The sequence below is a fragment of the Micromonospora sp. NPDC047644 genome (assembly GCF_040704315.1).
In the GTDB taxonomy this organism is placed as follows: domain Bacteria; phylum Actinomycetota; class Actinomycetes; order Mycobacteriales; family Micromonosporaceae; genus Micromonospora.
The window spans coordinates 16122-38135 of sequence record NZ_JBEYSY010000021.1 but is presented as its reverse complement, the minus strand read 5'-3'; the positions used below and the strand labels follow the sequence as shown (position 1 = coordinate 38135).

Genomic DNA, 22014 nt, shown 5'->3' with positions numbered 1-22014 from the left:
CCGGGCCGGTGGAGACCCGTCCCCGGCACACCGTCGGGGGGCGGGTCAGTCGGGTGGGCCGCTGCTCTTCGGCGGGTCGGTCTGGGGCGACCCGACGGTGGACGGGTCTGCCGCGGTCGGGTCGCTGTCAGGCTGGTCGGCTCCGGGCTGGTCGGCGTCGGTCGGAGCGGCTGCGGTGGCTTCGGCGGGGTCGGCCTCGACCGGTCGCACGGCGAACCAGCCACGGAAGCGGGTCCGCAGCACCTCCTGCTCGGGCCGGTCGTCCGGGCCGAGGCGCAGCATGGTGCCGGTGAGGCTGACGGTGCCGAGCCCGGGGCGGGCCGTCGACGGCCGGGCGCCCATCACGTCGACCCGGACCGCGAGCCGGTCGCCGGCCCGCACCGGGGCGAGCCACCGCAGCTCCTCCAGGCCGGGGGAGGCGTCCGCGGCGGCCCGGGACAGCAGGTGGTCGACGTACGCGCGCATGAAGAGGCTGACCGTGTAGAAGCCGCTGGCGATCAGACCACCGTGTGAGCTCGCCGCGGCCAGGTCGGGGTCGACGTGGTACCACTGCGGGTCGAAGCGGCGGGCGAAGGCGACCATCTCGTCGGCGTCCACGGTGACCACGCCGAGGTCGACGGTGAGCCCCGGGACGAGATCCTCGAAGAACAGCTCGGCCGGTCGCCCAGTGCCGGAGCGGGCGTCGGGTGTCGTCACCGGCGGGGCGCGCGACGGGTGCCGACGTGCAGCTCCGCGGCGAGTTCCGCGTCCAGGTCGACGGCGGGGCTGACGCTCAGCCGAGGGAGCCGACCCTGAGTCGGTGCGCCGGCTGGTGGGTCGAGGCGTTTCGCGGACTCCGCCTCCTCCAGCTCGGACACCGATTCCGCCAGCTCGGCGACCGGGTCCATCTCCGCCATGGTGTCCCACTCGTCGCGCGGAATGCTGTGCCAGGTGGAGTCGGGCTTCGCGGGCTCGTCCTCGGCCGGCGCGACGGGTTGGAAGACGAACGTGCGGTATGACCAGAAGCGGAACAGCGTGGCCAGCAGGACGCCGACGGTCTTGGCCAGATTCAGCGCCAGCAGGCCGTGTACGCCGAGACCGTACTTCGCCGCCGCCACAGCCCCCAGCTCAATGAGCAGGCCAGCGCCGTTGAATAGGAAGAAAAGCAGATATTCGCGGCGAAGCGCCGATTTCGGACGATCGCGGTACGTCCAGTGCCGATTCATGAGGTACGACGTGATGGTGGCGACGATCGTCGCGATCACTGTCGCCTTCAACTGACCATTGACGAAAACGGTCAGTGCAAGGGCATTGAACACCGCGTAATTGATGACGGTGTTGATGCCGCCGACGATGCCGAACTTGAGCGCCTCGTGGATGAACTTCTGCCAGCGCTCAGGCAGCAGGCGGACAAGACGCATGCGAAACACCTTAGGGCAGTCGGTGCGGCCGGCGATCACCGGCCGAACGAGGTGGGCGGCAGGTCACGCCCCGGGGTCACGGTCGGGATTCACCTGCGGAAGGGTCGGGGTTCCCGCTTCGACGAAGACGAACCGCCGGTACGACCAGAATCGAAACAGCGTGGCGAATCCCGTGCCGACGATGTAGCTGGCGAGATTGTCCGCCAGGCGCGTCTGGAACACGTCCGGCCAGATGGCCCCGAGCCCGTAGCGGCTGAGCGCGAGGCAGGCCACCGTGATGCCGAGACCGACCGCGTTGAAGAAGAAGAAGAGCGCGTACTCGCGGGCCGCGTTGTTGCGCTGACGGTGCCGCCACGTCCAGAACCGGTTGCCCACGAAGGCGACGGACGCCGCGATCACCGTGGAGATCGTCTTCGCCGTCAACTCTTCGACGCCGTGCCTGCTCGTCAGGTAGTTGAAGAGCGCGAAGTCCACGAGGAACGCGAAACCACCCACGGTGGCGAACTTGCCCATCTCGCGGATGAGGTGACCGAAGCGGTCGAGGAGTAAGCCGACGAGACCCCGTCGGGTCTGCCGGGGACCCGGTTGTTCCCCGGTCATCGTGGCGGCCACGGGGGGAGCCTACCGGCTGCCGGCCAGTCAGAGGGGTAGCAACGACAAGCGGGCGTGGTCTCCCGCAGGGGCCCAGCGCCGTGTACCTAACCACTGCACAGAGCGTAGCCAATTGGGAGGACTGAGTCGCCCCGGAACGGGAATCACCGCATCGGTCGGCGGGGCAGGTCCACGGCCCGACCGCAACAAGCGTCCGCCGGGGTGCACAACAAGATTTGCGTGAAACTGCGCGGGAAAGCGGGTATCAGATCGTGATGCCGCAGCGAGGCCGTAGCTTGTGCAGTTCTTCACAACCTGTCCCACTGACTCGGAAGGCTGCCCGGTTTACGCTGAGGCCAATCCCAGGTTTCCACGAAGGCGACGCATCGCGCCGCTGAGTCTCGTGCATCCCATAGATCGGTCAGCGTCGACCACAAGGAGATGTGTCATGGTTGCTCCGGCTGTTGTGCGGGGTATCGATCAGGCCCCGACGTCCCATCCGAAACTGCTCGCCTGGGTCCGTGAGGTCGCGGAACTGACCACCCCCGACCGTGTCGTCTGGGTGGACGGGTCCGACGAGGAGTGGCGCCGCCTCACCGACGAGCTGGTCGAGGCCGGCACCCTGGTCCGGCTCAACCCGGAGAAGAAGCCCAACTCGTTCTACGCGCGCACCGACCCGACGGACGTCGCCCGGGTCGAGGAACGCACCTACATCTGCTCCGTCGACGAGGCGGACGCCGGCCCCACCAACAACTGGATGGCGCCGGCCGAGATGAAGCGGACGATGACGGATTTGTACCGGGGCTCCATGCGCGGTCGCACCATGTACGTCATCCCGTTCGTCATGGGGCCGGTCGAGGCCGAGTCCCCGATGTTCGGTGTCGAGATCACCGACAGCCCGTACGTGGTCGCCTCGATGCGCATCATGACGCGGATGGGCACCCGGGTCCTGGAGGCGATGGGCGACGACGCGGACTTCGTGCACGCGCTGCACTCGATCGGCGCCCCGCTCGCCCCCGGCCAGCAGGACGTCGCCTGGCCGTGCAACGACACCAAGTACATCTCGCACTTCCCGGAGAGCCGGGAGATCTGGTCGTACGGCTCGGGTTACGGCGGCAACTCGCTGCTGGGCAAGAAGTGCTACTCGCTGCGCATCGCCAGCGTGATGGGCCGGGACGAGGGCTGGCTCGCCGAGCACATGCTGATCCTCAAGATCACCTCGCCGGAGGGCAAGGTCCACCACATCGCCGGAGCGTTCCCGTCCGCCTGCGGCAAGACCAACCTCGCCATGGTGGAGCCGACGATTCCCGGCTGGAAGGTCGAGACCATCGGCGACGACATCGCCTGGATGCGGTTCGGCCCGGACGGCCGCCTCTACGCCGTCAACCCCGAGTACGGCCTGTTCGGCGTCGCGCCCGGCACCGACTGGAAGACCAACGCCAACGCCATGCGCACGCTGGACCGGGGCAACTCGGTCTTCACCAACGTCGGCCTCACCGATGACGGCGACGTCTGGTGGGAGGGCATGGGCGAGCCGCCGGCACACCTGATCGACTGGAAGGGCAACGACTGGACGCCGGAGAGCGACAGCCTGTCCTCCCACGCGAACAGCCGGTTCTGCACCCCGATCACGCAGTGCCCGATCCTCGCCGACGAGTACTTCGACCCGAACGGCGTGCCGATCGACGCGATCCTATTCGGTGGACGCCGCAAGGACACCGTCCCGCTGGTGACCGAGGCCCGCGACTGGGTGCACGGCGTCTACATGGGCGCCACGCTCTCCTCGGAGACCACCGCCGCCGCGTCCGGCGCCGTCGGCGTGGTCCGGCGGGACCCGATGGCGATGCTGCCGTTCATCGGCTACCACGCCGGCGACTACTTCCGGCACTGGATCGAGATGGGCAAGGGCGCCGACGGCGACGAGGCGAAGCTGCCGAAGATCTACTACGTCAACTGGTTCCGCAAGGACCCGGACGGCTCGTTCCTCTGGCCGGGCTTCGGCGAGAACTCCCGGGTGCTCAAGTGGGTCGTCGAGCGGATCGAGGGCACTGCCGACGCGGTCGAGACGCCGGTCGGCATGGTCCCCGCGCCGGACGCCCTGGACGTCGAGGGCCTGGACATGACGCCGGAGGATGTTCGGATCGCGCTCAAGGTCGACCCGGACGAGTGGCGCAACGAGCTGCCGATGATCACCGAGTGGTTCGAGAAGTTCGGTGACAAGCTGCCCGGCGTGCTCTGGGCCGAGCTGGACGCGCTGCGCGCCCGCCTGGACGCCGCACAACCGCAGCGGTAGGTGTGAACGAGGCCCTTCGCGGGCAACATCGGATCTCATGAGGACGGCCGCCGAGACAGAGGTCCGGCGGCCGTCCGCCGTCCGGGTGCTCACCATCCTGCTGGCGACGACGGCGGCGGCCACCGTCGTGGTCGAGCTGCTCAACTGGTGGTACGCCCCGGAGCAGGGCTTCGGGCTCGCGGTACGGACCGGCTGGGCCATGCTGCGCTCGTTCGGCTTCCTGCTGCTGATCGGGCACGTGCGACGCGGTCGTACGGCGGCCCGCCCGTTCGGGCTGATCCTCGCGGTCACCACGATCTTCGCGGTCGGCCGGCTCATCGTGCCCCGGCAGGGCGTGCCGCCGCTGCCCGGCCTGCTCGGCTTCGCCATTCTCACGGCGCTCTGCGTCGCGGTGGTCTGGCTGCTCTACCGCTCGTCGGCGTTGGCCGCGCACCTGGTCCGGCACCGTCCACGCCTCGTCATCGACTCCGACGGCATCTCCTGGCGGGAGACCCCGCCACGCCGACCACAGGCCAGTGCCTGGTTGTTGACCAGCCGGGTGGCGGCCTTCACCTACAGCCCGCTGATGCTGGTGCCGGCCCTGGTCGCCGGGGGCTCCCTTTTGGATGGTCGACTGACCGCGGTGCCGGCGGTGCTGTTCTGGTTCGGTGCGGGCATCACGGCCAGCTACGCGGTGCTGTTCTGCACAGCGTTCCTGATGCGGGGCAAGGACTGGGCGCGTGGGCTGCTGGTCGTCGTCACTGTTGCCGTACTCGCCGTGGATCTGCCGCTGTGCTGGTGGCTGCTCGGCGTGGACGGCCTGATCCGCGATGGCGCCCCCCTGGTGGCGGCGGCAGGGTTGACCCTGTACGGCCTGCGCCGCGCCGCTCGCGCCTCCGACGACGCCGGACCTGAACCCCGACCTTGACCGCGGCGGAGCCTCGCACCGACGCCGCCGGGTGCCGACCCGGCGGTCGACCGCAGCCCAGCACCTGCCCATCCCCTCGTCTGCTCTGCACCGTCCTTTGCTCTGCACCCCGATAGGCGACAGTCGCGGACGGTAACCGTCGCATCCGCGGGTGCAGAGCAAAGGTGGGGTTGGTGAGATTGGCCGCCCGGTGCGGGAGCGGTCTTCGCGGGCGGGCAGGGGGCAGGATGGCGGGTGGCGTCGGTCACAGTGTCGACGTCGGGGCGAGCTGTGGAGATGTCGCGGCGGCCGGCCGCTCGGGCCTACCGGGTCGCCCGGCGGGAGTGGCCGCGACGCGGTCCGGCTGGAGGGAGGCTCGTGGTGAGCGACGAGTTCGACGTGGTGGTGGTGGGGGCGGGGCCGGCCGGGGCGGCAGCCGCGCTGACGGCTCGCCGGGCCGGCGCCAGCGTGCTGCTGCTGGACCGGGCCGACTTTCCCCGGGACAAGGCGTGTGGTGACGGGATCGCCGCGCACTCGGTGGACGTACTCGCCGAGCTGGGGGTGACCGAGGCGGTGGCGGGGTACGCGCCGCTGCCGGCGTTGCGCATGGTCTCGCCGGGTGGCGGTGCGGTGGCTCGGGCGCTGCCCCGCCCCGCGTACACCGTGCCTCGGGAGGTTTTCGACGCGCGGCTGGTGGCGGCCGCGGTGGCCGCCGGTGCGCAGCTGCGCCGGCACACGGTGCGCCAGGTCGAGCCGCGCGCGGACCGGGTGGTGCTCGACGGGCAGGTGTCCGGCCGGGTGGTGATCGGCGCGGACGGCGCCGGTTCGGTGGTACGCCGGGCGCTCGGTCATCCGCAGAACCCCGACCGACACCTCGCGCTGGCCATCCGGGGTTACGCCCCGGCTCTGCCCGGCCCGTCCGAGCAGCTCATCGTCACCTCGAAGGCGCGTTGGCCGGCATACGCCTGGTCGTTTCCGATCGGTGACGGACGGGCGAACGTCGGGTACGGCGAGGTCCTGCGCGGTGAGCCGTTGAGCCGCGCGTACCTGCTGGACCGGCTGGCCGCGCTGCTGCCCGGCACCGATCTGGCGACCGTGACCGCGTTACGCGCGCATCACCTGCCGCTCTCCACCCACCGCCCGTCGCCGGGGCGTGGGCGCACCCTGCTGGCCGGGGACGCCCTGTCACTGATTAATCCGTTCACGGGGGAGGGGATCTTCTACGCGTTGCTCTCCGGCGCGCTCGCCGGTTCGGCGGCGGCCCGGTCGCCCGATGGCGCGGCCGGTCGCTACGCCGACGGGTTGCGTCGCCGCCTCGGCACCCACCTGCGGCACAGTTCGGTGGCGGCCTGGTTGGCCCGGCGGCGTCGGGTGGTGGACGCGGCGGTCCGGGCCGCTCGTCGGGACGACCGGGTGTTCTACGACGTGATCGAGTTGGGGCTGGGTGACGGACGCCTCACCGCTCGTACGCTCGCGCTGATCGGTGTCGGTCTGCGCGGCGGGGATGGGGCTCCGAGGCAGTGAACTGGCGCGAGGGTCGCTACGCTGCAAGGTGATGACGCTGCGGAACCTTATCTACTCCGTGTACGAGCGCCGGCTCACGGCGAAGCTCGCGGGTAAGCCGGTGCCCCGGCATGTCGGGGTGATGTGCGACGGCAACCGCCGATGGGCGAGGGAGATGGGCTTCGTCGACCCGAACGACGGGCACCGGGTCGGCGCGGCGAAGATCAAGCATGTCCTCGGCTGGTGTGACCAGGCCGGCGTCGGGCACGTGACTCTCTACCTGCTGGCCACCGACAATCTGCGCCGTCCGGCCGCCGAGCTGGACCCGCTCCTCAAGATCATTGAAGACCTGGTGGTGGAGCTCTCCGAGGAGGGCAACCCCTGGCGACTGCGCATCGTCGGAGCGCTCGACCTGCTGCCGGCGCAGACTGCGGCGGCGCTCAAGGGCGCCGAGGAGCGCACCCGTGAGCGCACCGGTGGCGCGGAGGTCAACATCGCGGTGGGTTACGGCGGCCGTCGGGAGATCACCGACGCGGTCCGTTCGCTGCTGCTGGAGCACGCCGCCACCGGAGGCACGATCGAGGAGCTGGCCGAGGTGCTGGACGTCGAGCACATCTCCGAGCATCTCTACACCCGCGGCCAGCCCGACCCGGACCTGGTCATCCGCACCAGCGGGGAGCAGCGACTGTCCGGTTTCATGCTCTGGCAGTCCGCGCACTCGGAGTTCTACTTCTGCGAGCTCAACTGGCCCGATTTCCGGCACATCGATTTCCTGCGGGCCCTGCGCTCGTACGCCACCAGGCAACGCCGCTACGGCGCCTGACCCGGCGGCGACGCCGTCGGCCGCCGCTGGGGTCAGGTCGGTTCAGGACAGGTGGGTCAGCGCCCGGGTGAGGAAGTCACCCAGGGCGGCCGGCGACTCGATGGTCAGGTCGGCGGCGTTGGCCACCTCGTGACCGGTCTCCGGGTTGGCCACCGCCACGCAGACGCCGAGAAAGTCCGGGTCGGCGGTGGCGCGAGCGCGCAGCGCGGCGAACGCCTTGATGTCGGAGACATCGTCGCCGAAGTACCAGGCGCCGGTGGCACCCTTGATCGCCTCGCCGATCACCATGCCCTTGTCCCGGTCGACAGGCGGCTTGAGCTCCAGCACCATCCGCCCGGCCTGCGAGCGCAACCCCAGACGGTCGGCCTGCGCCTGCCCCCACTGCTGCACCGTCGGGCCGAGCTGCGGGGCGGTACGCCAGTGCAGCGCGACCGAGAGCCGCTTGTACTCCACCAGCGTGCCGGGTGGCAGTTCCGCCCGAGCCAGGTCGGCCAGCTCCGCCATGGTCGGCACCCAGGGCAGCGCGGCCGGTTCGGTGACCGTGTCGCCGCCGGAGTGGCTGTGCTCCAGCCCGTAGAGGCCGTAGAGGTCCACGCCGGCGAGCCCGCCGAGCTGATCCCGAAGGAACTCGACGGGCCGGGCGGAAACGATCGCGACCCGCTGCACGACCGGGGCGAGCGCCTCGATCGCGGCCAACGCCTTGGGTGCCGGGCGTACCGCGGTCGGATCGTCGTCGACGGGCGCGAGCGTGCCGTCGAAGTCGAAGAAGAGCACGGTCCCGGCCGCCCGGCTGGCGGTTGTTCGCCAGGCCTGGTCGGCGTTCAACGGGGTCCTCGGCTGCTGATTGCCCAGATTCAACGGCGGCACGCGCGTCAGCGTACCCCGGCGATCCAGGCTCATTCCTGGCCGAGCGGACCCATTCCGCGGTACGCGATCAGCGTTCGGCGGCTCCTCGTCCGCGCCGGCCGAACGGCACCACCGCGGCCTCCTGGCCGTGGCTCAACAGGTAGCCCTCCACGAACCCGGTGTTGCGATCGCCGGTGTGGTTGTCGATCTCGTTGAGCCGTGCCACCAGGAACTCGGTGAGTGCGCTGATTCGGTTGTTCAGACGCTCGTGCAGCTCGGCGACGACGGCCAGGACGACCGCGGTGCCGGCGGTGATGAGCGCAAAGAGGTTGACGAGCAGCGGCAGCTGCCCGCCGTCGACCGCGAGGGTCACCGTGTTGCCGGTCGCCCACAGTGTCACCGACACCGTTGCGACCACGACTGCCAACCACTTCAGGGTCATGGACAGACCCCTCCTTCTGTCCCGCAGGGCTGGGTTCGGCCTTGTCCCGTCCCCCCGCCGATGACGAGCCCAAGCAGTACGAATAGGGACGCTAGCGTGCCCGTTCCAGCCCCGGAGGCAAACGAATGAACCCGACCAGGCGTTCTTTCGCTATCTGAGGAACTAGCCTGCCTGATTGCCCCTTTTTCGGACATCGACCGGCAACGTTGGGCGGTATGCGAGGTATCTGATGGTTTCCCGGATGTGGAACTTCTCCGCGTCCGACACCTGCGGATCGACCAGACGGCGCAGCAACGCCTCCACGTCGGGGTCCATCGGAGGGGCGGCCTGGCCGGTGCGGGGGCCGGCCGTGGCGCGGTCCCAGCCGAGTGCGGCGAAGGCCGCGGCCGGGTTCAACCCCAGGCCCTCGCAGAAGGCGACCACCCGTTCGGCTTCCGGGTCGCTGGCCCAGTCGCCGCGGACCCAACGGTTGATGGTCTGCCGGGAGACGCCGGTGCGCCGGGACACCTCGGTGCCGCTCCAGGCTCGGGTCGCCCGTGCTTCGTCCAGGGCCCGCCTGACGAAGGTGGCGAAGGCGATCTTCCGCGCATTGGCCGTCTCGGTCACTCCGTGACGGTACGGCCAGCCGACTGCGGGTGCGCGCCCCGGCTCGCCACTGTCACGCGGACGTGACGGATGCTTCGGATTTCCGGTAAACGAGTCAGTGCCACTGTTGAGGGGTGTCACGCGGGCAGAATAGATGAACGTAGTGGCAAACGTAAGCGGACGAAAAGCTGATACTGTCACGCCCATGGGACAATCTACGGTGTGTCACGTGCATGAGACGATTGGTGCTCGCATGCGTCACGCCCCCGGTGCCAGGGGGTCGTGGTGACCGAGCTCGCCACCCGCGCCCAGGCCTTCGGGCTGATCGCCGAGGGGGTCGCCGCAGGGCTGACCGCCCCCTGGCGCCTCTATCTGGCCCGAGGCTGCCGCTACCTGTCGCTGAGCGTCGGTGACCGTGCCGAGTGGAACGCCTGGCGTACCCATCTCGGCTGCCCGGAGCTCAGCGTCCGGGTCTACGACGCCGGCGGTGAGATCCGCCGGTCCTCAATGGCCGAAGTCGTGCTGGACGGCTGCCGGATCAGCGTCGAGCTGGTCGAGGAGGTCAGCACCGACGACCTGGACCGGCTGCTCGTCGCCGACCCCACCACCATCGAGCCGGAGGAGCGATGACCTGGCGTCCCGGCTGGGCCGGAGCTGCCCGATGAGCCCGTTTCTCGCGGTGTTCCTCGTCCTGGTGCTCGGTGCCACCAGTTACGCGGCCGGTCGGCTGCACGGGCAGCTCAGCTACCGCATCGGCTACCGCTTCGGTTACCGGCAGGGCTACTTCGACGGGGACCGGGGCGCCTGGAACCGGCGTCGTCGGGACGCCCAGGCGGCGATCGCCTCGGCCCTGTCGGTCTCGCCCGCGGGCGTGGTCCGCACCGCCGGTGCTGTCGAACGCCCCGGCACCACGTACACCGGCTCGTCGTTCAGCGCGCCGGCCGCCCCGATCACCGGGCGGCACCCGACCGGCACGCTCGTCCGACGTACCGGTTGAGGTCGGTCGGCGGGCCTGCCCCGCCGACCGGCGCCACGAGCGCGGTGCGTCGTCCGCGGCGGACACGCACCGTCGGGGCCACGTCAGACCGGTGACGGTGGCCCCACCGGCCGGGATGCGCGCAGGGGGCATGCATCCCGGCCGGGTCCGCCGCGTGCGCGACAGTGCCTTTCGGCTGGTGCGGGCGTCGACGGAGCGCTGTTCACGAGCGTGTCTCGGGAGATCCACGTTCGGCCCCTAGCCGGGAAGGTCCGGCGGGGCTAGCGTCTAGGCATGGCACGGGGTTCTCCCGAGCCAGCCGGTCCGCCCGGATCTGCGACCTCGCGCATGGGGTTCCGCATCCGACCCCGTGTCCCCGGGCACCGGAGGAGGCGGAACACGGGTGGCGGGTGCCCATCCGTCGGAGCAGGCCTGTGACGACTCGCCGTACCATCGCCGGTGCCGACCAGACCCCGGCCGCGACTGCCACGCCCCGCCGAGCCACCAGGAGCCGCCGTTCGGCGGCCGCCGCGCCGGCCGACCCCAAGGAGCCACGACCAGCGGGCCAGGCCTTTGTCCTGGACACGTCGGTGCTGCTCTCCGATCCGGCGGCGTTCCACCGGTTCGCGGAGCATGAAGTGGTGCTGCCTCTGGTGGTGATCACCGAGTTGGAGGGAAAGCGGCACCATCCGGAGCTGGGCTGGTTCGCCCGACAGTCGCTGCGGATGCTCGACGACCTGCGGGTTCGGCACGGCCGGCTCGACCGCCCGGTGCCCGCCAACGACGTCGGCGGCACCCTGCGGGTGGAGCTCAACCACACCGACGACGGTGTTCTGCCGCCCGGTTTCCGCAACGAGAGCAATGACGCCCGGATTCTCTCCGTCGCGCTCAACCTCGCCGCCGAAGGGCGGGAGGTGACCCTGGTCAGCAAGGACATGCCGTTGCGGGTCAAGGCGGCCTCGGTCGGACTGCGCGCCGACGAGTACCGCCATGGCCAGGCCAGCGACCCGACCTGGACCGGCATGTCGGAGATGGAGTTGAGCGAGGAGCAGATCGGCCAGTTGTACGCCGGCGAGACGCTCGACCTCGACGAGGCGGCCGGGCTGCCCTGCCACACCGGTCTGGTGCTGCACTCGGGGCGCGGTTCCGCGCTCGGTCGGGTGCTGCCGGACAAGTCGGTGCGACTGGTTCGGGGCGACCGGGAGGCGTTCGGGCTGCACGGCCGCTCGGCCGAGCAACGGGTCGCCCTCGACCTGCTGTTGGACGAGTCGATCGGGATCGTCTCACTGGGTGGCCGGGCCGGCACCGGCAAGTCGGCGCTGGCGCTCTGCGCCGGGCTGGAGGCGGTGATGGAGCGCCGCCGGCACAAGAAGGTGATCGTGTTCCGCCCGCTCTACGCCGTGGGTGGCCAGGAGTTGGGCTACCTGCCGGGCTCGGAGTCGGAGAAGATGTCGCCGTGGGCCCAGGCGGTCTTCGACACGCTCGGCGCGGTGGTGCACGAGAACGTGCTGGAGGAGGTCACCTCCCGGGGCATCCTGGAGGTGCTGCCGCTGACCCACATCCGCGGGCGCAGCCTGCACGACGCCTACGTCATCGTGGACGAGGCCCAGTCGCTGGAGCGCGGGGTGCTGCTGACGGTGCTCTCCCGGATCGGGCAGGGCTCCCGGGTGGTGCTCACCCACGACGTGGCCCAGCGGGACAATCTGCGGGTCGGCCGGCACGACGGGGTGACGGCTGTCATCGAAGCGCTCAAGGGTCATCCGCTCTTCGCGCACGTCACCCTCAGCCGTTCGGAGCGATCTCCGATCGCCGCGATGGTCACGGACCTTCTGGAGGACATCCCGATCTGACGGGTATTTTGCGGGCTTATGTCCGCATTTTCGGTGTGGCGCAGATCACAAACAGTCTGGTTGGTTTCCCATCCGCCTCACTGTGCGCAATCGTGTCCCACGAGCGTCCACGCACCACCGGAATCGTTGCTGATCGAACGCCGCGAGGCGGACGACATCGGCGAAGGTCGGTGCGTCGGCGCGACCGGCAACCGGTCGGGGCGCTCGTGGCACGGCTGACGGTCCACCTGTGGTCTGCGCCGCGCCGCGTCCTTGCTCCCGACGAAGGGACCACTTCGTGAGTCGGCTGTGGAGCCGGTTGGGCGCCCGTACGGCTGCTGTCGCGCTGCTCTCCGTGGGCGTTGCCGGTGGCTTCTACCTGGGCGAAGACCGGGAAACCCAGCAACAGGGTCTGACCGAGCAGGTCAGTCTCGAGGTCGACCGGGCCGACCTCGCGTACCAGCGCGAGCGGCAGGCCGCCCACCAGGTGCAGCTCTCCAAGCAGCGGGCCGCCGAGTACCAGGCCAAGCTGCGGGCGAAGCAGGCCGCCAAGGAAGCCGCCGAGCGGGCCCGCAAGGCCGAGGCCGCCGCGGCGTCCCGTAAGCGCGAGCGCGAGGCGGCGAACGCTCCCGCCAAGCCGTACGACGGGCCCATCCCGGCCTCCTGCGCGGAATACAGCGGCAACCGCAAGATCGGCTGTGCCCTGATGATCGACAAGGGCTTCGGCATCGCGGAGTTCCCCTGCCTGGAGAAGCTCTGGACCAAGGAGAGCGGCTGGAACCACAAGGCCAACAACTCCTCGTCCGGCGCGTACGGCATCCCGCAGTCCCTGCCGGGCAGCAAGATGGGCTCGGTCGCGTCCGACTGGCGCACCAACCCGGCCACGCAGATCATCTGGGGGCTGGGCTACATCAAGGGCAGGTACAAGACGCCCTGCGGCGCCTGGACCTACTTCCAGAACAACAACCACTACTGACGGCTCTCGAAGGCGGGGCGGGTGGCTCTCCACCCGCCCCGCCTTCGCGCGTACTCGGACGGAACGTGAGTGGCGGTCGGCCGCTTTTGCTGATAGCAGTTGTCAGGTGAGCCTGCACCCGCCAAGCGGCGACCCGTTCCGGTTCGGCACCGAGGCGTTCTACGCCTCGCTCGGCCGGGCGTTCGTCGCCATGTGCGCGGTGGTCCCGTTCCTCTTCCTCATCGAGGCCGTCGACCAGGGGCTCGCGTTCGGCCTGGACGCCACCGCCGGCATCATTCCGCAGCGCATCGACGGTCTGGACGGGGTCTTCTTCTCACCGTTCCTGCACCACGGCTTCGACCACCTCTACAGCAACAGCATCCCGCTGATCCTGCTGGGCACCTTCGTCCTCGCCGCCGGCGCCCGCCGGTTCCTCTGGTCGACGCTGGTCATCATCCTGGTCAGCGGCCTCGGTGTGTGGTTCACCGGCTCGCCCAACTCGGTGGTGGTCGGCGCCAGCGGAGTCATCTTCGGTTACCTGGGCATCCTGCTCACCCGAGGCATCGTCGAGCGCAGCTGGTGGAACTTCGCGGTTTTCCTCCTGGTCGGTCTGCTCTACGGCTGGCAGCTGGTCGGCATCCTCCCCACCGACGAGCGGATCTCCTGGCAGGGGCACCTGTTCGGCCTGCTCGGCGGGGTGGTGGCGGCGATCCTGTTCCGTCGACGGCGACCCGCACTGGACGGCCCGGACTACTCGGGCTCCCCGCTCAGCCTGCCCTGAGGCGATTCTCCGGCGCGCCTCTGGGACGTGCTTGCCCGACCGTCGCCGCCCGCTTACGGTCGAGATCAGCAAGCGTTGATCCGTGAGCGGAAAGCGACGGTACGCCATGCGCGAGGTCGATATCGCCGTGATCGGGGCCGGTCCGGCCGGCCTCTTCGCCGCGTACTACGCCGGGTTCCGGGGGCTGTCGGTGGCGGTGATCGACGCGTTGCCCGAGCCGGGCGGCCAGGTCACCGCCATGTACCCGGAGAAGCTGATCCTCGACGTCGCCGGCTTCCCCGCCGTCAAGGGTCGCGACCTGGTGGCCAACCTGGTGGCCCAGGCGGCACCGTTCGGCCCGCAGTACCTGCTCGGCACCCGGGCGGAGAAGCTCGCGTACGCCGACGGTCGACCGGTGCTCGGGCTGGCCGGTGGCGAGCAGCTCGCCTGCGGCGCGGTCGTGGTCACCGGGGGGCTCGGCAGCTTCAGCCCCCGGCCGTTGCCGTGCGCCGACGGCGCCCCCGGCTCGGGGATCCTCTACTTCGTGACCGAGCCGACCGAGCTGACCGATCGGGACGTGCTGATCGTCGGTGGCGGCGACTCCGCGTTCGACTGGGCGCTGGCCCTGCAACCGTTGGCCCGGTCGGTGACCCTGGTGCACCGCCGGGAGAAGTTCCGGGCCCACGCCTCGACCGTCGCCAGGGTGCTCTCCCTGCCGGTACGGGTGGTGGTCAACGCCGAGGTCACCAGGCTGCTCGGGGACGGCGAGGTGACCGGCGCCGAGGTGACGGTGCGCGGCGGCGCGACCGAGACGCTGCCGGTGGACGTCGTGGTGGCCGCCCTCGGCTTCACCGCCGACCTGGGCCCGCTCGCCGAGTGGGGGCTCCGGCTGGACCGCCGGCACATCCTGGTCGACAGCGCGATGGCCACCAACCTGCCCCGGGTCTTCGCGGCGGGCGACATCACCGAATATCCGGGCAAGGTCCGGCTGATCGCCACCGGCTTCGGTGAGGCGGCGACGGCCGTCAACAACGCGGCAGTGGCCATCGACCCGAGCGCACACCTCTTCCCCGGGCACTCCTCCGACGCCGGGTGACATCCGCCGACGCTGCCGGCGATCCCCAGGCCGGTCAGGCTGGGTCCCGTAGGGCAAGATCCGGGGGGACTCTGGCTGCGCGCCAGAGGGGATACACCGCTCCGGCTAGCATGGCGATTGCGGGGGCCAAGAGGAGGGCCGCGACTCGTGTGCTGGCGGGAAACGCCATCGTCTCCGCCATCGGGACGTCGAGGAAGGTCTCTCCAGCGAGTCGGTACTGCACAACCAGGAACCCGATACCACCGACGAGAAGTCCGATACTGGTGGCCAGGACGCCGAATGCGGCGAGCTCCATGGCGAAGAGGCGAGCTACCCGCATGTCGCTGAAGCCCAGCGCCTTGAGGAGCCCAATCTGCCGCAGTCGTGCGCGCACGAGGCCAGCACCGATGGAAAGGCCGGCCAGCAGGCACATCAGCAGCAGTGCGCCGGTGATCAACTGCCCCAGTATTCGGAGGAAGTTCATCGCTGGGGGTAGGGCGTCAAGCTGCGATTGGATGCTCGACGCGTTGTAGCCCTGATCGCTGAGCTTCTGCTGGGTGTCCGGGACCATCTCGGAGTCGCTGACCTCCACGATCACCTTCGGATACCCGAGGTTGCGGCCGAACGACTCCGGCGTCACACCCTCACGCGCCGCTGCCATCGCCAGGACGGTCTCCTGACTCAGGTAGATCGCCGTGGGGCCGTCGCGGCCGCCGATCGCTTCGTTGTACACGCCGACGATCTGGAGGTCGAGGTAGGCCGCTTCACCTGCCTCAGCCGCTACACGGCGGGTGTACTCCACCGTGACGCGTTTACCAATGAGGCCTTCGAGGTCCGCTCCGGCAAGATGAGCGGGCAGCACGGCTTCGTCTCCCGTCAGTGTCATCAGGTCGGGCCGAGACGACGCGACGATTGGAGGCTGACCGGCGGGCATCCGCGGAGTGGCCCAGAGCGCGCCGGGAACGTCAAGATCGGCACTGGTGACGAGGCAGCCCGCCTGAATCCACGGCCGAACCGACGTCACACCGGGCATCTGGGACATGTCCGCTATTCGGTTGGCGGTCAGCGGTAGAGGTTTACTGACACCGAAATTGCTCACCTCGATCGTGCGCATGATCGAGCTTTCGCGGACCTGATGCTCCACTGCCGCACCGGCCTGCCCCACCAGAGCATCGCAAAGTAGCGCGAAAGCAACTCCGGCAGCCACCAGTAGGCCGAAAGACTTGCTCCGGCGCACGGTCAGGCGAGTGTTCTCGCGTGCCAGTCGCCAGTCCGGGATGATTTTCATGATTCGATGCCGTCCAGATGTGCAGGGCGAATTTCCGACAACGCGCCGTCGCTCAGCGCGACGGTACGTTGGCTGATGTCGGACACGACGTTGTCATGAGAGGCGATTACCACCGCCAGGCCGTCGTTCGCGGCGCTGGTAAACTGCGCCAACACCTCGTGGATCGCTTCGGAATCCAAGCCTGCGGTTGGTTCGTCTGCGAGCACTATCGCAGGCTTGTTGATAAGCGCCCTCGCGACGGCTATGCGCTTTTGTTCCCCGCCGGACAGGCGATTAGCCGTGAACTGTGCTCTGTCCGCTAGCCCCAGCTGCGCCACCATGCTGATAGCTTTGGACCGGGCGACACGTGCCGAGTCGAGGGAGGGAAGCATGATGTTGTCGATGGAGGTGAGATGCCCGAACAGATTGTGCTCCTGAAAGACGAAGCCGAGCTTCGTCGCTCGTAGCACGGCGGCTTGTCGGCTGCTGATTCTTGAGGCGTCCTGACCAGCTATTCGTACACGGCCGGCGTCCGGAACGGCAAGCAGTCCAGCAATGTTGAGCAGAGTGCTCTTGCCTGCTCCGGACGGCCCTTGCAGCCAGACGATCTCTCCGGGTGTGACCGAGAGGTGCACATCCGTCAGAACCCGCACCAGTTTATCGCCGCGAGCATAGCCTTTCGCAATATCCGTCAACTCCAGGGCGTAAACCAATTTCCCTCGTCTCGCGATCGTCAAGGCCTGCTGAGGCCTGCGTCCAGCAATTGAACCGTGGCTTCGAGAGTGCATCTCGATTCGGATAGCAGTGGTCGATAGAGCAGGGGGAACCCATCGCAGCCGCGCACGCCTCTTGCCCATTGCTCAAGAGGCGGCGGCAGCGCGTCGCGGTTGACCGACGTCCCGGAGACGACGAGGGCGGCGATGACTTCTTTGGCCATCAGTTGATCCGGGCTGGCCAGCGCCTGGCCGGCCTCGGTCATCTGCGCCTTGAAGTGTTCGCGGACAGCTTCAGGGTTGTTCAGGTGAGGCGCGAGGGAAAGCATGGTCCACGACAGGTAGCGATCTTCCGCGTCCTTGACCGGAAACAGGCTGGCGGTGACCCGGGGCGCCTGCCGGCCGATCTGCTGGAGCAGAGTCATTACGCGGGCGGCGACGACGACGCTGCTTCGATCTACTTTGCCGCCGAGCTTCTGGACGGCAAGGGAAGCGGCCTCATCCTCCAGCGCTCGATCCGCCTGGCCCGAGTATCGCAGGATTACTGCGCACATCAGCAGGTCAAGGCCGTTTCCGCGGCTCCGGAATTCGGGAATCTGCTCCTTTACCGCACGGATCGTGTCCTGGCTGAACAGTTCGTCTGCCGCGTCGACGCTCTCGGCGAGGACTGCGGCGAAGTAAGTGTTCTCCAAGGTCCCCAGTCGTACGGCGTGGCCTCGCAGCAGCCCGGTCGCGGGGTCGATCCTGGCCCGGAGGCTCGCTGCTAAGGGCTGGAGCCGCGCCGGCTCACCGCCGGCGAGCAGCCAACTCTGCGAGAGGTAGTACGCCTCGAATTCTGCACCCGCCACTGTCATCTGCAGATGTGGTTCAAGCCAACTGCGGATCCGTGCCAATTGACTGGCATCCGACTTCTGCCCGAGCTGGCTCTGGGCGCACAGCACTCCGTGCAGGTCGACAATCGACTTGGTGGACATCGGTTGCCCGAGGTCGGGCCCGGCGACGGGGCGGATGGTCGTGGCGATCGTCTGGTCCCCGAGCACCGCGGCGCTCTCCAGTGCCCGGCACTTGGCGTACGCCACGTCCGTGGCTGCTGCCGCGGCCTTCAGTCGCGCGACCAAGTCGGCGGCCGTCGCTGGTGGCAGGGGTAGCGACTTCACCGCGACGACATCAGTGATGGCAGCGATGGCGGCGATCTGTGCTGTTCCGTCCTCGGGGAGTGCCGGGTCGTTCAGGATGCCGGTGGCCCAGTCCCCAGGGATGGCCTGCCCCGTGCTCTTCTCGACCAGAGCGGCGTACCAGCGTCCCCAGATCGGCTCCTCATCGATCTGTTCCTTGAGGGACCGCTGCACTTCACCCGAGCCGACAACGGTTGCATGAGGGCCTGCTGCCTCGATCGCTGCTATGGCCGCCAAGCCGTACCCGCTGGCCGGCCACGACGAAGGGCCGTCCGAGGACAGGCCGGGCCGCATGATCAGCCCGTTCTCAGCCACCAACGTGCGCAGGGTGTCGATCAACGCGCGTTGCTCGCGTGACCGCACGGGCCCCTCATCGCGTCTTATGACGAAGAAGCCGACTCCACCGGCGATAATTGCCGCTACGGTGAACCAGGTCAATGACTTTCGCGAACGGAGCCGCAGCCAGCGGCTGCGGCTCCGTCGACTAGCGATTGTGTTGCTCACAATCAGGTGACCGCGGTGACCGTCTTGGTCTGGCCGTAGTAGAAGGCCTGCGCGGTCTCCGACCCTTCGACGCCGATGGTCCGCCAGTTGGTGCACAGGTTGCCCGACTGGTACGAACCGCGGGACCCGTTGTTGTTCGTCCAGCTGGCGGAGATCGGGTCACCGCTCTTTCCGAACGCGGTGACCGACGGGGAAACACCCCACGGGTCGAACTTGGTGGTGTTCTTTACCCAGTCATTTCCCGAAACCGGGTTCGAGCCGCCGGAGATGACGGCCGAGCTGGTCCAGTCGGCGCAGCCACCGCTTGCCCAGGTGGCGATCCAGACGTTGCCGGTCAGCTTGGCGCCATTGGCGAACGTCGTTGAGGCGCTGCCGCTGGCCATGGGCGTCATGTCGGCAGCTTGAGCTGGTGCCGCACCACCCGCGACGGCGAGCGCAACAGCGGAGGCCGCTACGCCATACCTAGACAGCCTCGATACAATCCCTCTGTCCCTCACATGTTCCTCCCAAGGTGTGGTGTGGGGGACACGTGGTTACGGCGTTCCCGCGCCGTAACCACACCCCCGTGTGAGAGATAAGCTTGTCATGCGACAAGGAGTAACTCAACCGCAACATGATGTTGACTTAACGATGACTACGGTCTATTGCGTCAGGCGATGACCGCCGCCTGAATCCCGTGCGCTTCGATGTCTCCAGCCGTCAGTGGCGCTTGTGCTGGATGTCGGTGCCATAAGGTGCTTCTGGGGGGCGACGGGGGCTTCTAGAAGGCTGCTGACAGCAAAACGCCTGCGTAGATGACCGTAACTATGACGATGGTTGCCCAGCCGGTGGCCAGCGCAATTGAGGCAAGGGCTTCGCCACGATCCCCAGTTCGCGTGATCTCGGTGCGCGCTCGCCGAGCGGTCAGGACGGCCGCCGCGCCGAGTACCCAGGCCAGCGGTAGGAACACGACGGATAGGGCGGCGAAGACGGCCGCCGACAGCGCGCTCGGGTTGATCCGCCCTTGGGTGCTGAGGACTGGGGCGCCGGGGGTAGGCGGATGCGGTTGCTGAGCCACAGGTAACTCCTTCGGATAGCCGACTTCCAGGTTGCTTGGTGCTCGACGCCGACAGGTGGGCGGACCTCTGGGCTGGAGGTGGCCGCCCGTCTCGAGTTGAGCACCGTCTGGCTGCAGTTCAGATCGACCGTACTAAGTCCACTCAAATGGTCAGCTCCTGCCGGAGTTGGTCACCGACCGAGCCGGCTCTTGGTCGTCATACCCGGGCATCACGTCGACGGGCGGGCGGCGCCAGCGCGGCGATCAGCACCGCCACCATTGTCAGCGCGGCCCCGAGCAGGGTGTTCACACCCGGGTGCGAGGCCGCCGTGGGGAGGATCAGGTCCAGTAGGACCGCGCCCACGATCTGACCGGCGATGGTGGCCAGGCCGAGCAGCAGCACACCCGTGAAGCGCACGATCGCGGCGGCGATCGCGATGAACACGATGCCGATCGGGCCGCCCAGGTAGAGCCACGGCTCGGACGGAAACTGACCGCCGGGCAGGCCGCGTACGGCGATGTCGATCGCGAACGCGACGAGCAGGGTGGCGGTGCCGACGGCGAAGTTCACGAGCGTGGCGGTCAGCGCACTGTCGGCCGCCGCTCGGACCCGACCGTTGACGGCCTGCTGCCAGGCGATACCCACCCCGGCCAGCAGTGGCAGCAGGGCCAGCGCCAGCGCGCCAAGGTCGCCAAGACGGTCGCCGACCGCCAGGCCGACCGCCAGCACGGTGAGCACCGCCCCGGCCAGCCGCTGCCGGGTGACCGGCTGCCGGCCGGTCGGCCCGATCCCGGCCCGGTCCACGGCGAGGCTGCTGCCGGTCTGGCCGGCGACCACCGCCACGGTGAACACCGCCACGCCCAACGTGCCGATGGTCAGGCCCTGGGTGGCCACCAGGAACGCCCCGCACATCCCGCCGAGGCACTGCCAGGGCCGCAGCGTGCCAGTCCGCAGGGCCCGACGCGTCGCGACCAGACCTCGCCGACCACCGGGGGTCGCGGGCACCAGCACCAGCAACACCAGCAGACCGACGCCGAACGACACGACTGCGGCGGCGAAACCGTCGTCGAGGCGTACCCCCAGCTCGCCGTTGATGCGCGACTGCACCGCCACGGCGACCCCGGAGGCCGACGCCAGCGCGACGCCGGTGATCCGGCGGGCGGCCGACAGGGTCTGCGGGGTCGCCGTGTCGGTGGACGTCACTCCTGCTCGGCCAGCGGACGACCGTCGAAGTCGACGGCGGAGTAGAGCGCCAACTTCTCCAACCGGTGGTACGAGTCGATCACCCGGATGGTGCCGCTCTTCGAGCGCATCACGATCGACTGGGTGTACGCGCCGCCCGCCCGGTACCGCACCCCGCGCAGCAGGTCGCCCGAGGTGACCCCGGTCGCCACGAAGAAGCAGTTGTCGCCGGTGACCAGATCATCGGTGCCCAGCACCCGGTCCAGGTCGTGCCCGGCGGCGATCGCCTTCTCCCGTTCCGGCTCGTCGCGCGGCCAGAGCTTGGCCTGCATGGCACCGCCCATGCATTTCAGCGCGCACGCGGAGATGATGCCCTCCGGGGTGCCGCCGATGCCCATCAGCACGTCGACGTCCGACTCGCCCCGGGCCGCCGCGATGGTGCCCGCGATGTCGCCGTCGGAGATGAACCGGATCCCCGCCCCGGTCCGGCGGATCTGCGTCACCAGATCGTCGTGGCGGCTGCGGTCCAGCACGCAGACGGTCACCTCGGAGACGTCGGTGCCCTTGACCTTGGCGATCCGGCGCAGGTTCTCCGCGACGCCGGCGTTGATGTCGATCACGTCGGCGTACGCCGGCCCGACCGCGAGCTTCTCCATGTAGAACACCGCGCTGGGGTCGAACATCGCACCGCGCTCGGAGACGGCGAGCACCGCCACCGCGTTCGGCATCCCCTTGCTCATCAGGGTGGTGCCGTCCACCGGGTCGACGGCGACGTCCACCTCCGGGCCTGTGCCGTCGCCGACGTGTTCACCGTTGAAGAGCATCGGGGCGTTGTCCTTCTCGCCCTCGCCGATCACCACCACACCGCGCATCTGGATCGAGTTGATCAGCTTGCGCATCGCGTCGACAGCGGCCCCGTCGCCGCCCTCCTTGTCGCCCCGACCGACCCACCGGCCGGCGGCCATCGCCGCGGCCTCGGTGACCCGGACCAGGTCGAGGGCAAGGTTTCGGTCGAGATCCTGCGGGATCCGCGTCCTGGTGTTCGTCATGACGGCTACTCCTCCTCGCGACGGTGCGGGGACGACCGGCGACGGGGAGGCCCCCACTGCCGGCTTTGTCGCTGATCCTCACACGATGGCCGACCGGGCGTCGGCGCGGGGCGGTGATGGCCT

The 22014-nt window shown here is 69.1% G+C and carries 23 protein-coding genes; 10 read left to right on the top strand and 13 right to left on the bottom strand.

Translation table 11 applies throughout. The features are described 5' to 3' along the window. Positions 1-45: 45 nt before the first annotated feature. The 3 genes from AB0877_RS28510 to AB0877_RS28500 form a co-directional block, all read right to left on the bottom strand. The gene (locus AB0877_RS28510) at positions 46-696 is read right to left on the bottom strand and encodes a MaoC/PaaZ C-terminal domain-containing protein (protein WP_366612651.1); all 651 of its coding nucleotides are present in this window, start codon (positions 694-696) and stop codon (positions 46-48) included. After that, entirely contained in the window at positions 693-1400 is a 708-nt protein-coding gene (locus AB0877_RS28505) for a GtrA family protein (RefSeq protein WP_366612650.1), read from the bottom strand. Before AB0877_RS28505 ends, AB0877_RS28510 begins: the two co-directional genes overlap by 4 nt. A 63-nt stretch (positions 1401-1463) precedes the next feature. Beyond that, positions 1464-2012, bottom strand: coding sequence for a GtrA family protein (locus AB0877_RS28500; protein ID WP_366612649.1), 549 nt, complete (start codon positions 2010-2012; stop codon positions 1464-1466). Between the two features lie 427 nt (positions 2013-2439). Between AB0877_RS28500 and AB0877_RS28495 the strand changes: the two genes are divergently transcribed. The 4 genes from AB0877_RS28495 to AB0877_RS28480 all read left to right on the top strand — a co-directional run bounded on the left by AB0877_RS28495 (position 2440) and on the right by AB0877_RS28480 (position 7496). Continuing rightward, on the top strand, positions 2440-4284 hold the full coding sequence (locus AB0877_RS28495) for a phosphoenolpyruvate carboxykinase (GTP) (protein ID WP_366612648.1): 1845 nt from the start codon (positions 2440-2442) through the stop codon (positions 4282-4284). Between the two features lie 37 nt (positions 4285-4321). Beyond that, positions 4322-5191 carry a hypothetical protein gene (locus AB0877_RS28490; protein WP_366612647.1) on the top strand — a complete coding sequence of 290 codons (870 nt, stop codon included), beginning with the start codon at positions 4322-4324 and terminating at the stop codon, positions 5189-5191. Between the two features lie 360 nt (positions 5192-5551). Further along, a complete protein-coding gene (locus tag AB0877_RS28485) occupies positions 5552-6694 on the top strand; it encodes a geranylgeranyl reductase family protein (protein WP_366612646.1) in 1143 nt (380 codons plus the stop codon). Positions 6695-6725: 31 nt separating this feature from the next. Then, positions 6726-7496 (top strand): isoprenyl transferase, encoded by a 771-nt coding sequence (locus tag AB0877_RS28480; RefSeq protein ID WP_366612645.1) that lies wholly within the window; start codon positions 6726-6728, stop codon positions 7494-7496. A 42-nt stretch (positions 7497-7538) separates the two neighbouring features. On the opposite strand, the gene otsB is transcribed toward AB0877_RS28480, so the two are convergent. From otsB to AB0877_RS28465, 3 genes are all read right to left on the bottom strand, one after another. After that, positions 7539-8363, bottom strand: a complete 825-nt coding sequence (gene otsB / locus AB0877_RS28475; protein WP_366612644.1) for a trehalose-phosphatase — start codon at positions 8361-8363, stop codon at positions 7539-7541. A gap of 67 nt (positions 8364-8430) precedes the next feature. Further along, positions 8431-8784: a hypothetical protein gene (locus tag AB0877_RS28470; protein WP_210784414.1), complete on the bottom strand. Its 354-nt coding sequence runs from the start codon at positions 8782-8784 to the stop codon at positions 8431-8433. A 162-nt stretch (positions 8785-8946) separates the two neighbouring features. Next, complete coding sequence (locus AB0877_RS28465; RefSeq protein WP_366612643.1) at positions 8947-9390, bottom strand: XRE family transcriptional regulator; 444 nt, start codon at positions 9388-9390, stop codon at positions 8947-8949. Between the two features lie 264 nt (positions 9391-9654). On the opposite strand from AB0877_RS28465, the gene AB0877_RS28460 reads away from it, so the two are divergent. The 6 genes from AB0877_RS28460 (at position 9655) to AB0877_RS28435 (ending at position 14985) form a co-directional block, all read left to right on the top strand. Further along, on the top strand, positions 9655-9999 hold the full coding sequence (locus tag AB0877_RS28460; RefSeq protein ID WP_110562608.1) for a hypothetical protein: 345 nt from the start codon (positions 9655-9657) through the stop codon (positions 9997-9999). A 31-nt stretch (positions 10000-10030) separates the two neighbouring features. Further along, entirely contained in the window at positions 10031-10366 is a 336-nt protein-coding gene (locus AB0877_RS28455) for a hypothetical protein (protein WP_357198029.1), read from the top strand. A 413-nt stretch (positions 10367-10779) separates the two neighbouring features. After that, a complete protein-coding gene (locus AB0877_RS28450) occupies positions 10780-12195 on the top strand; it encodes a PhoH family protein (RefSeq protein ID WP_357202766.1) in 1416 nt (471 codons plus the stop codon). Between the two features lie 277 nt (positions 12196-12472). Then, a complete protein-coding gene (locus tag AB0877_RS28445; RefSeq protein ID WP_366612642.1) occupies positions 12473-13150 on the top strand; it encodes a lytic transglycosylase domain-containing protein in 678 nt (225 codons plus the stop codon). Positions 13151-13256: 106 nt separating this feature from the next. Continuing rightward, a complete protein-coding gene (locus tag AB0877_RS28440) occupies positions 13257-13910 on the top strand; it encodes a rhomboid family intramembrane serine protease (RefSeq protein WP_366612641.1) in 654 nt (217 codons plus the stop codon). Between the two features lie 106 nt (positions 13911-14016). After that, positions 14017-14985, top strand: coding sequence for an NAD(P)/FAD-dependent oxidoreductase (locus tag AB0877_RS28435; protein ID WP_366612700.1), 969 nt, complete (start codon positions 14017-14019; stop codon positions 14983-14985). A 34-nt stretch (positions 14986-15019) separates the two neighbouring features. Here AB0877_RS28435 and AB0877_RS28430 read toward each other — a convergent pair whose 3' ends face one another. From AB0877_RS28430 to glpX, 7 genes are all read right to left on the bottom strand, one after another. Next, complete coding sequence (locus AB0877_RS28430; RefSeq protein WP_366612640.1) at positions 15020-16252, bottom strand: ABC transporter permease; 1233 nt, start codon at positions 16250-16252, stop codon at positions 15020-15022. Then, positions 16249-16944 (bottom strand): ABC transporter ATP-binding protein, encoded by a 696-nt coding sequence (locus AB0877_RS28425; RefSeq protein ID WP_366612639.1) that lies wholly within the window; start codon positions 16942-16944, stop codon positions 16249-16251. Before AB0877_RS28425 ends, AB0877_RS28430 begins: the two co-directional genes overlap by 4 nt. Before the next feature lie 20 nt (positions 16945-16964). Continuing rightward, positions 16965-18458 (bottom strand): hypothetical protein, encoded by a 1494-nt coding sequence (locus AB0877_RS28420; protein ID WP_366612638.1) that lies wholly within the window; start codon positions 18456-18458, stop codon positions 16965-16967. Positions 18459-18625: 167 nt separating this feature from the next. Continuing rightward, entirely contained in the window at positions 18626-19015 is a 390-nt protein-coding gene (locus AB0877_RS28415; protein ID WP_366612637.1) for a hypothetical protein, read from the bottom strand. A 368-nt stretch (positions 19016-19383) separates the two neighbouring features. After that, complete coding sequence (locus AB0877_RS28410) at positions 19384-19680, bottom strand: DUF4190 domain-containing protein (RefSeq protein ID WP_366612636.1); 297 nt, start codon at positions 19678-19680, stop codon at positions 19384-19386. A gap of 196 nt (positions 19681-19876) precedes the next feature. Beyond that, a complete protein-coding gene (locus tag AB0877_RS28405) occupies positions 19877-20863 on the bottom strand; it encodes a DMT family transporter (protein ID WP_366612635.1) in 987 nt (328 codons plus the stop codon). Further along, positions 20860-21891, bottom strand: coding sequence for a class II fructose-bisphosphatase (gene glpX, locus AB0877_RS28400; RefSeq protein WP_366612634.1), 1032 nt, complete (start codon positions 21889-21891; stop codon positions 20860-20862). The genes AB0877_RS28405 and glpX overlap by 4 nt, the downstream gene beginning before the upstream one ends. Positions 21892-22014 lie beyond the last annotated feature (123 nt).

Bases quoted from the DNA above. Each gene is read 5' to 3' on its own strand.
- AB0877_RS28505 (WP_366612650.1), bottom strand. From the start codon at position 1,400: ATGCGTCTTGTCCGCCTGCTGCCTGAGCGCTGGCAGAAGTTCATCCAC.
- AB0877_RS28495 (WP_366612648.1), top strand. From the start codon at position 2,440: ATGGTTGCTCCGGCTGTTGTGCGGGGTATCGATCAGGCCCCGACGTCC.
- AB0877_RS28490 (WP_366612647.1), top strand. From the start codon at position 4,322: ATGAGGACGGCCGCCGAGACAGAGGTCCGGCGGCCGTCCGCCGTCCGG.
- AB0877_RS28480 (WP_366612645.1), top strand. From the start codon at position 6,726: ATGACGCTGCGGAACCTTATCTACTCCGTGTACGAGCGCCGGCTCACG.
- AB0877_RS28470 (WP_210784414.1), bottom strand. From the start codon at position 8,784: ATGACCCTGAAGTGGTTGGCAGTCGTGGTCGCAACGGTGTCGGTGACA.
- AB0877_RS28455 (WP_357198029.1), top strand. From the start codon at position 10,031: ATGAGCCCGTTTCTCGCGGTGTTCCTCGTCCTGGTGCTCGGTGCCACC.
- AB0877_RS28435 (WP_366612700.1), top strand. From the start codon at position 14,017: ATGCGCGAGGTCGATATCGCCGTGATCGGGGCCGGTCCGGCCGGCCTC.
- AB0877_RS28430 (WP_366612640.1), bottom strand. From the start codon at position 16,252: ATGAAAATCATCCCGGACTGGCGACTGGCACGCGAGAACACTCGCCTG.
- AB0877_RS28415 (WP_366612637.1), bottom strand. From the start codon at position 19,015: ATGACGCCCATGGCCAGCGGCAGCGCCTCAACGACGTTCGCCAATGGC.
- glpX (WP_366612634.1), bottom strand. From the start codon at position 21,891: ATGACGAACACCAGGACGCGGATCCCGCAGGATCTCGACCGAAACCTT.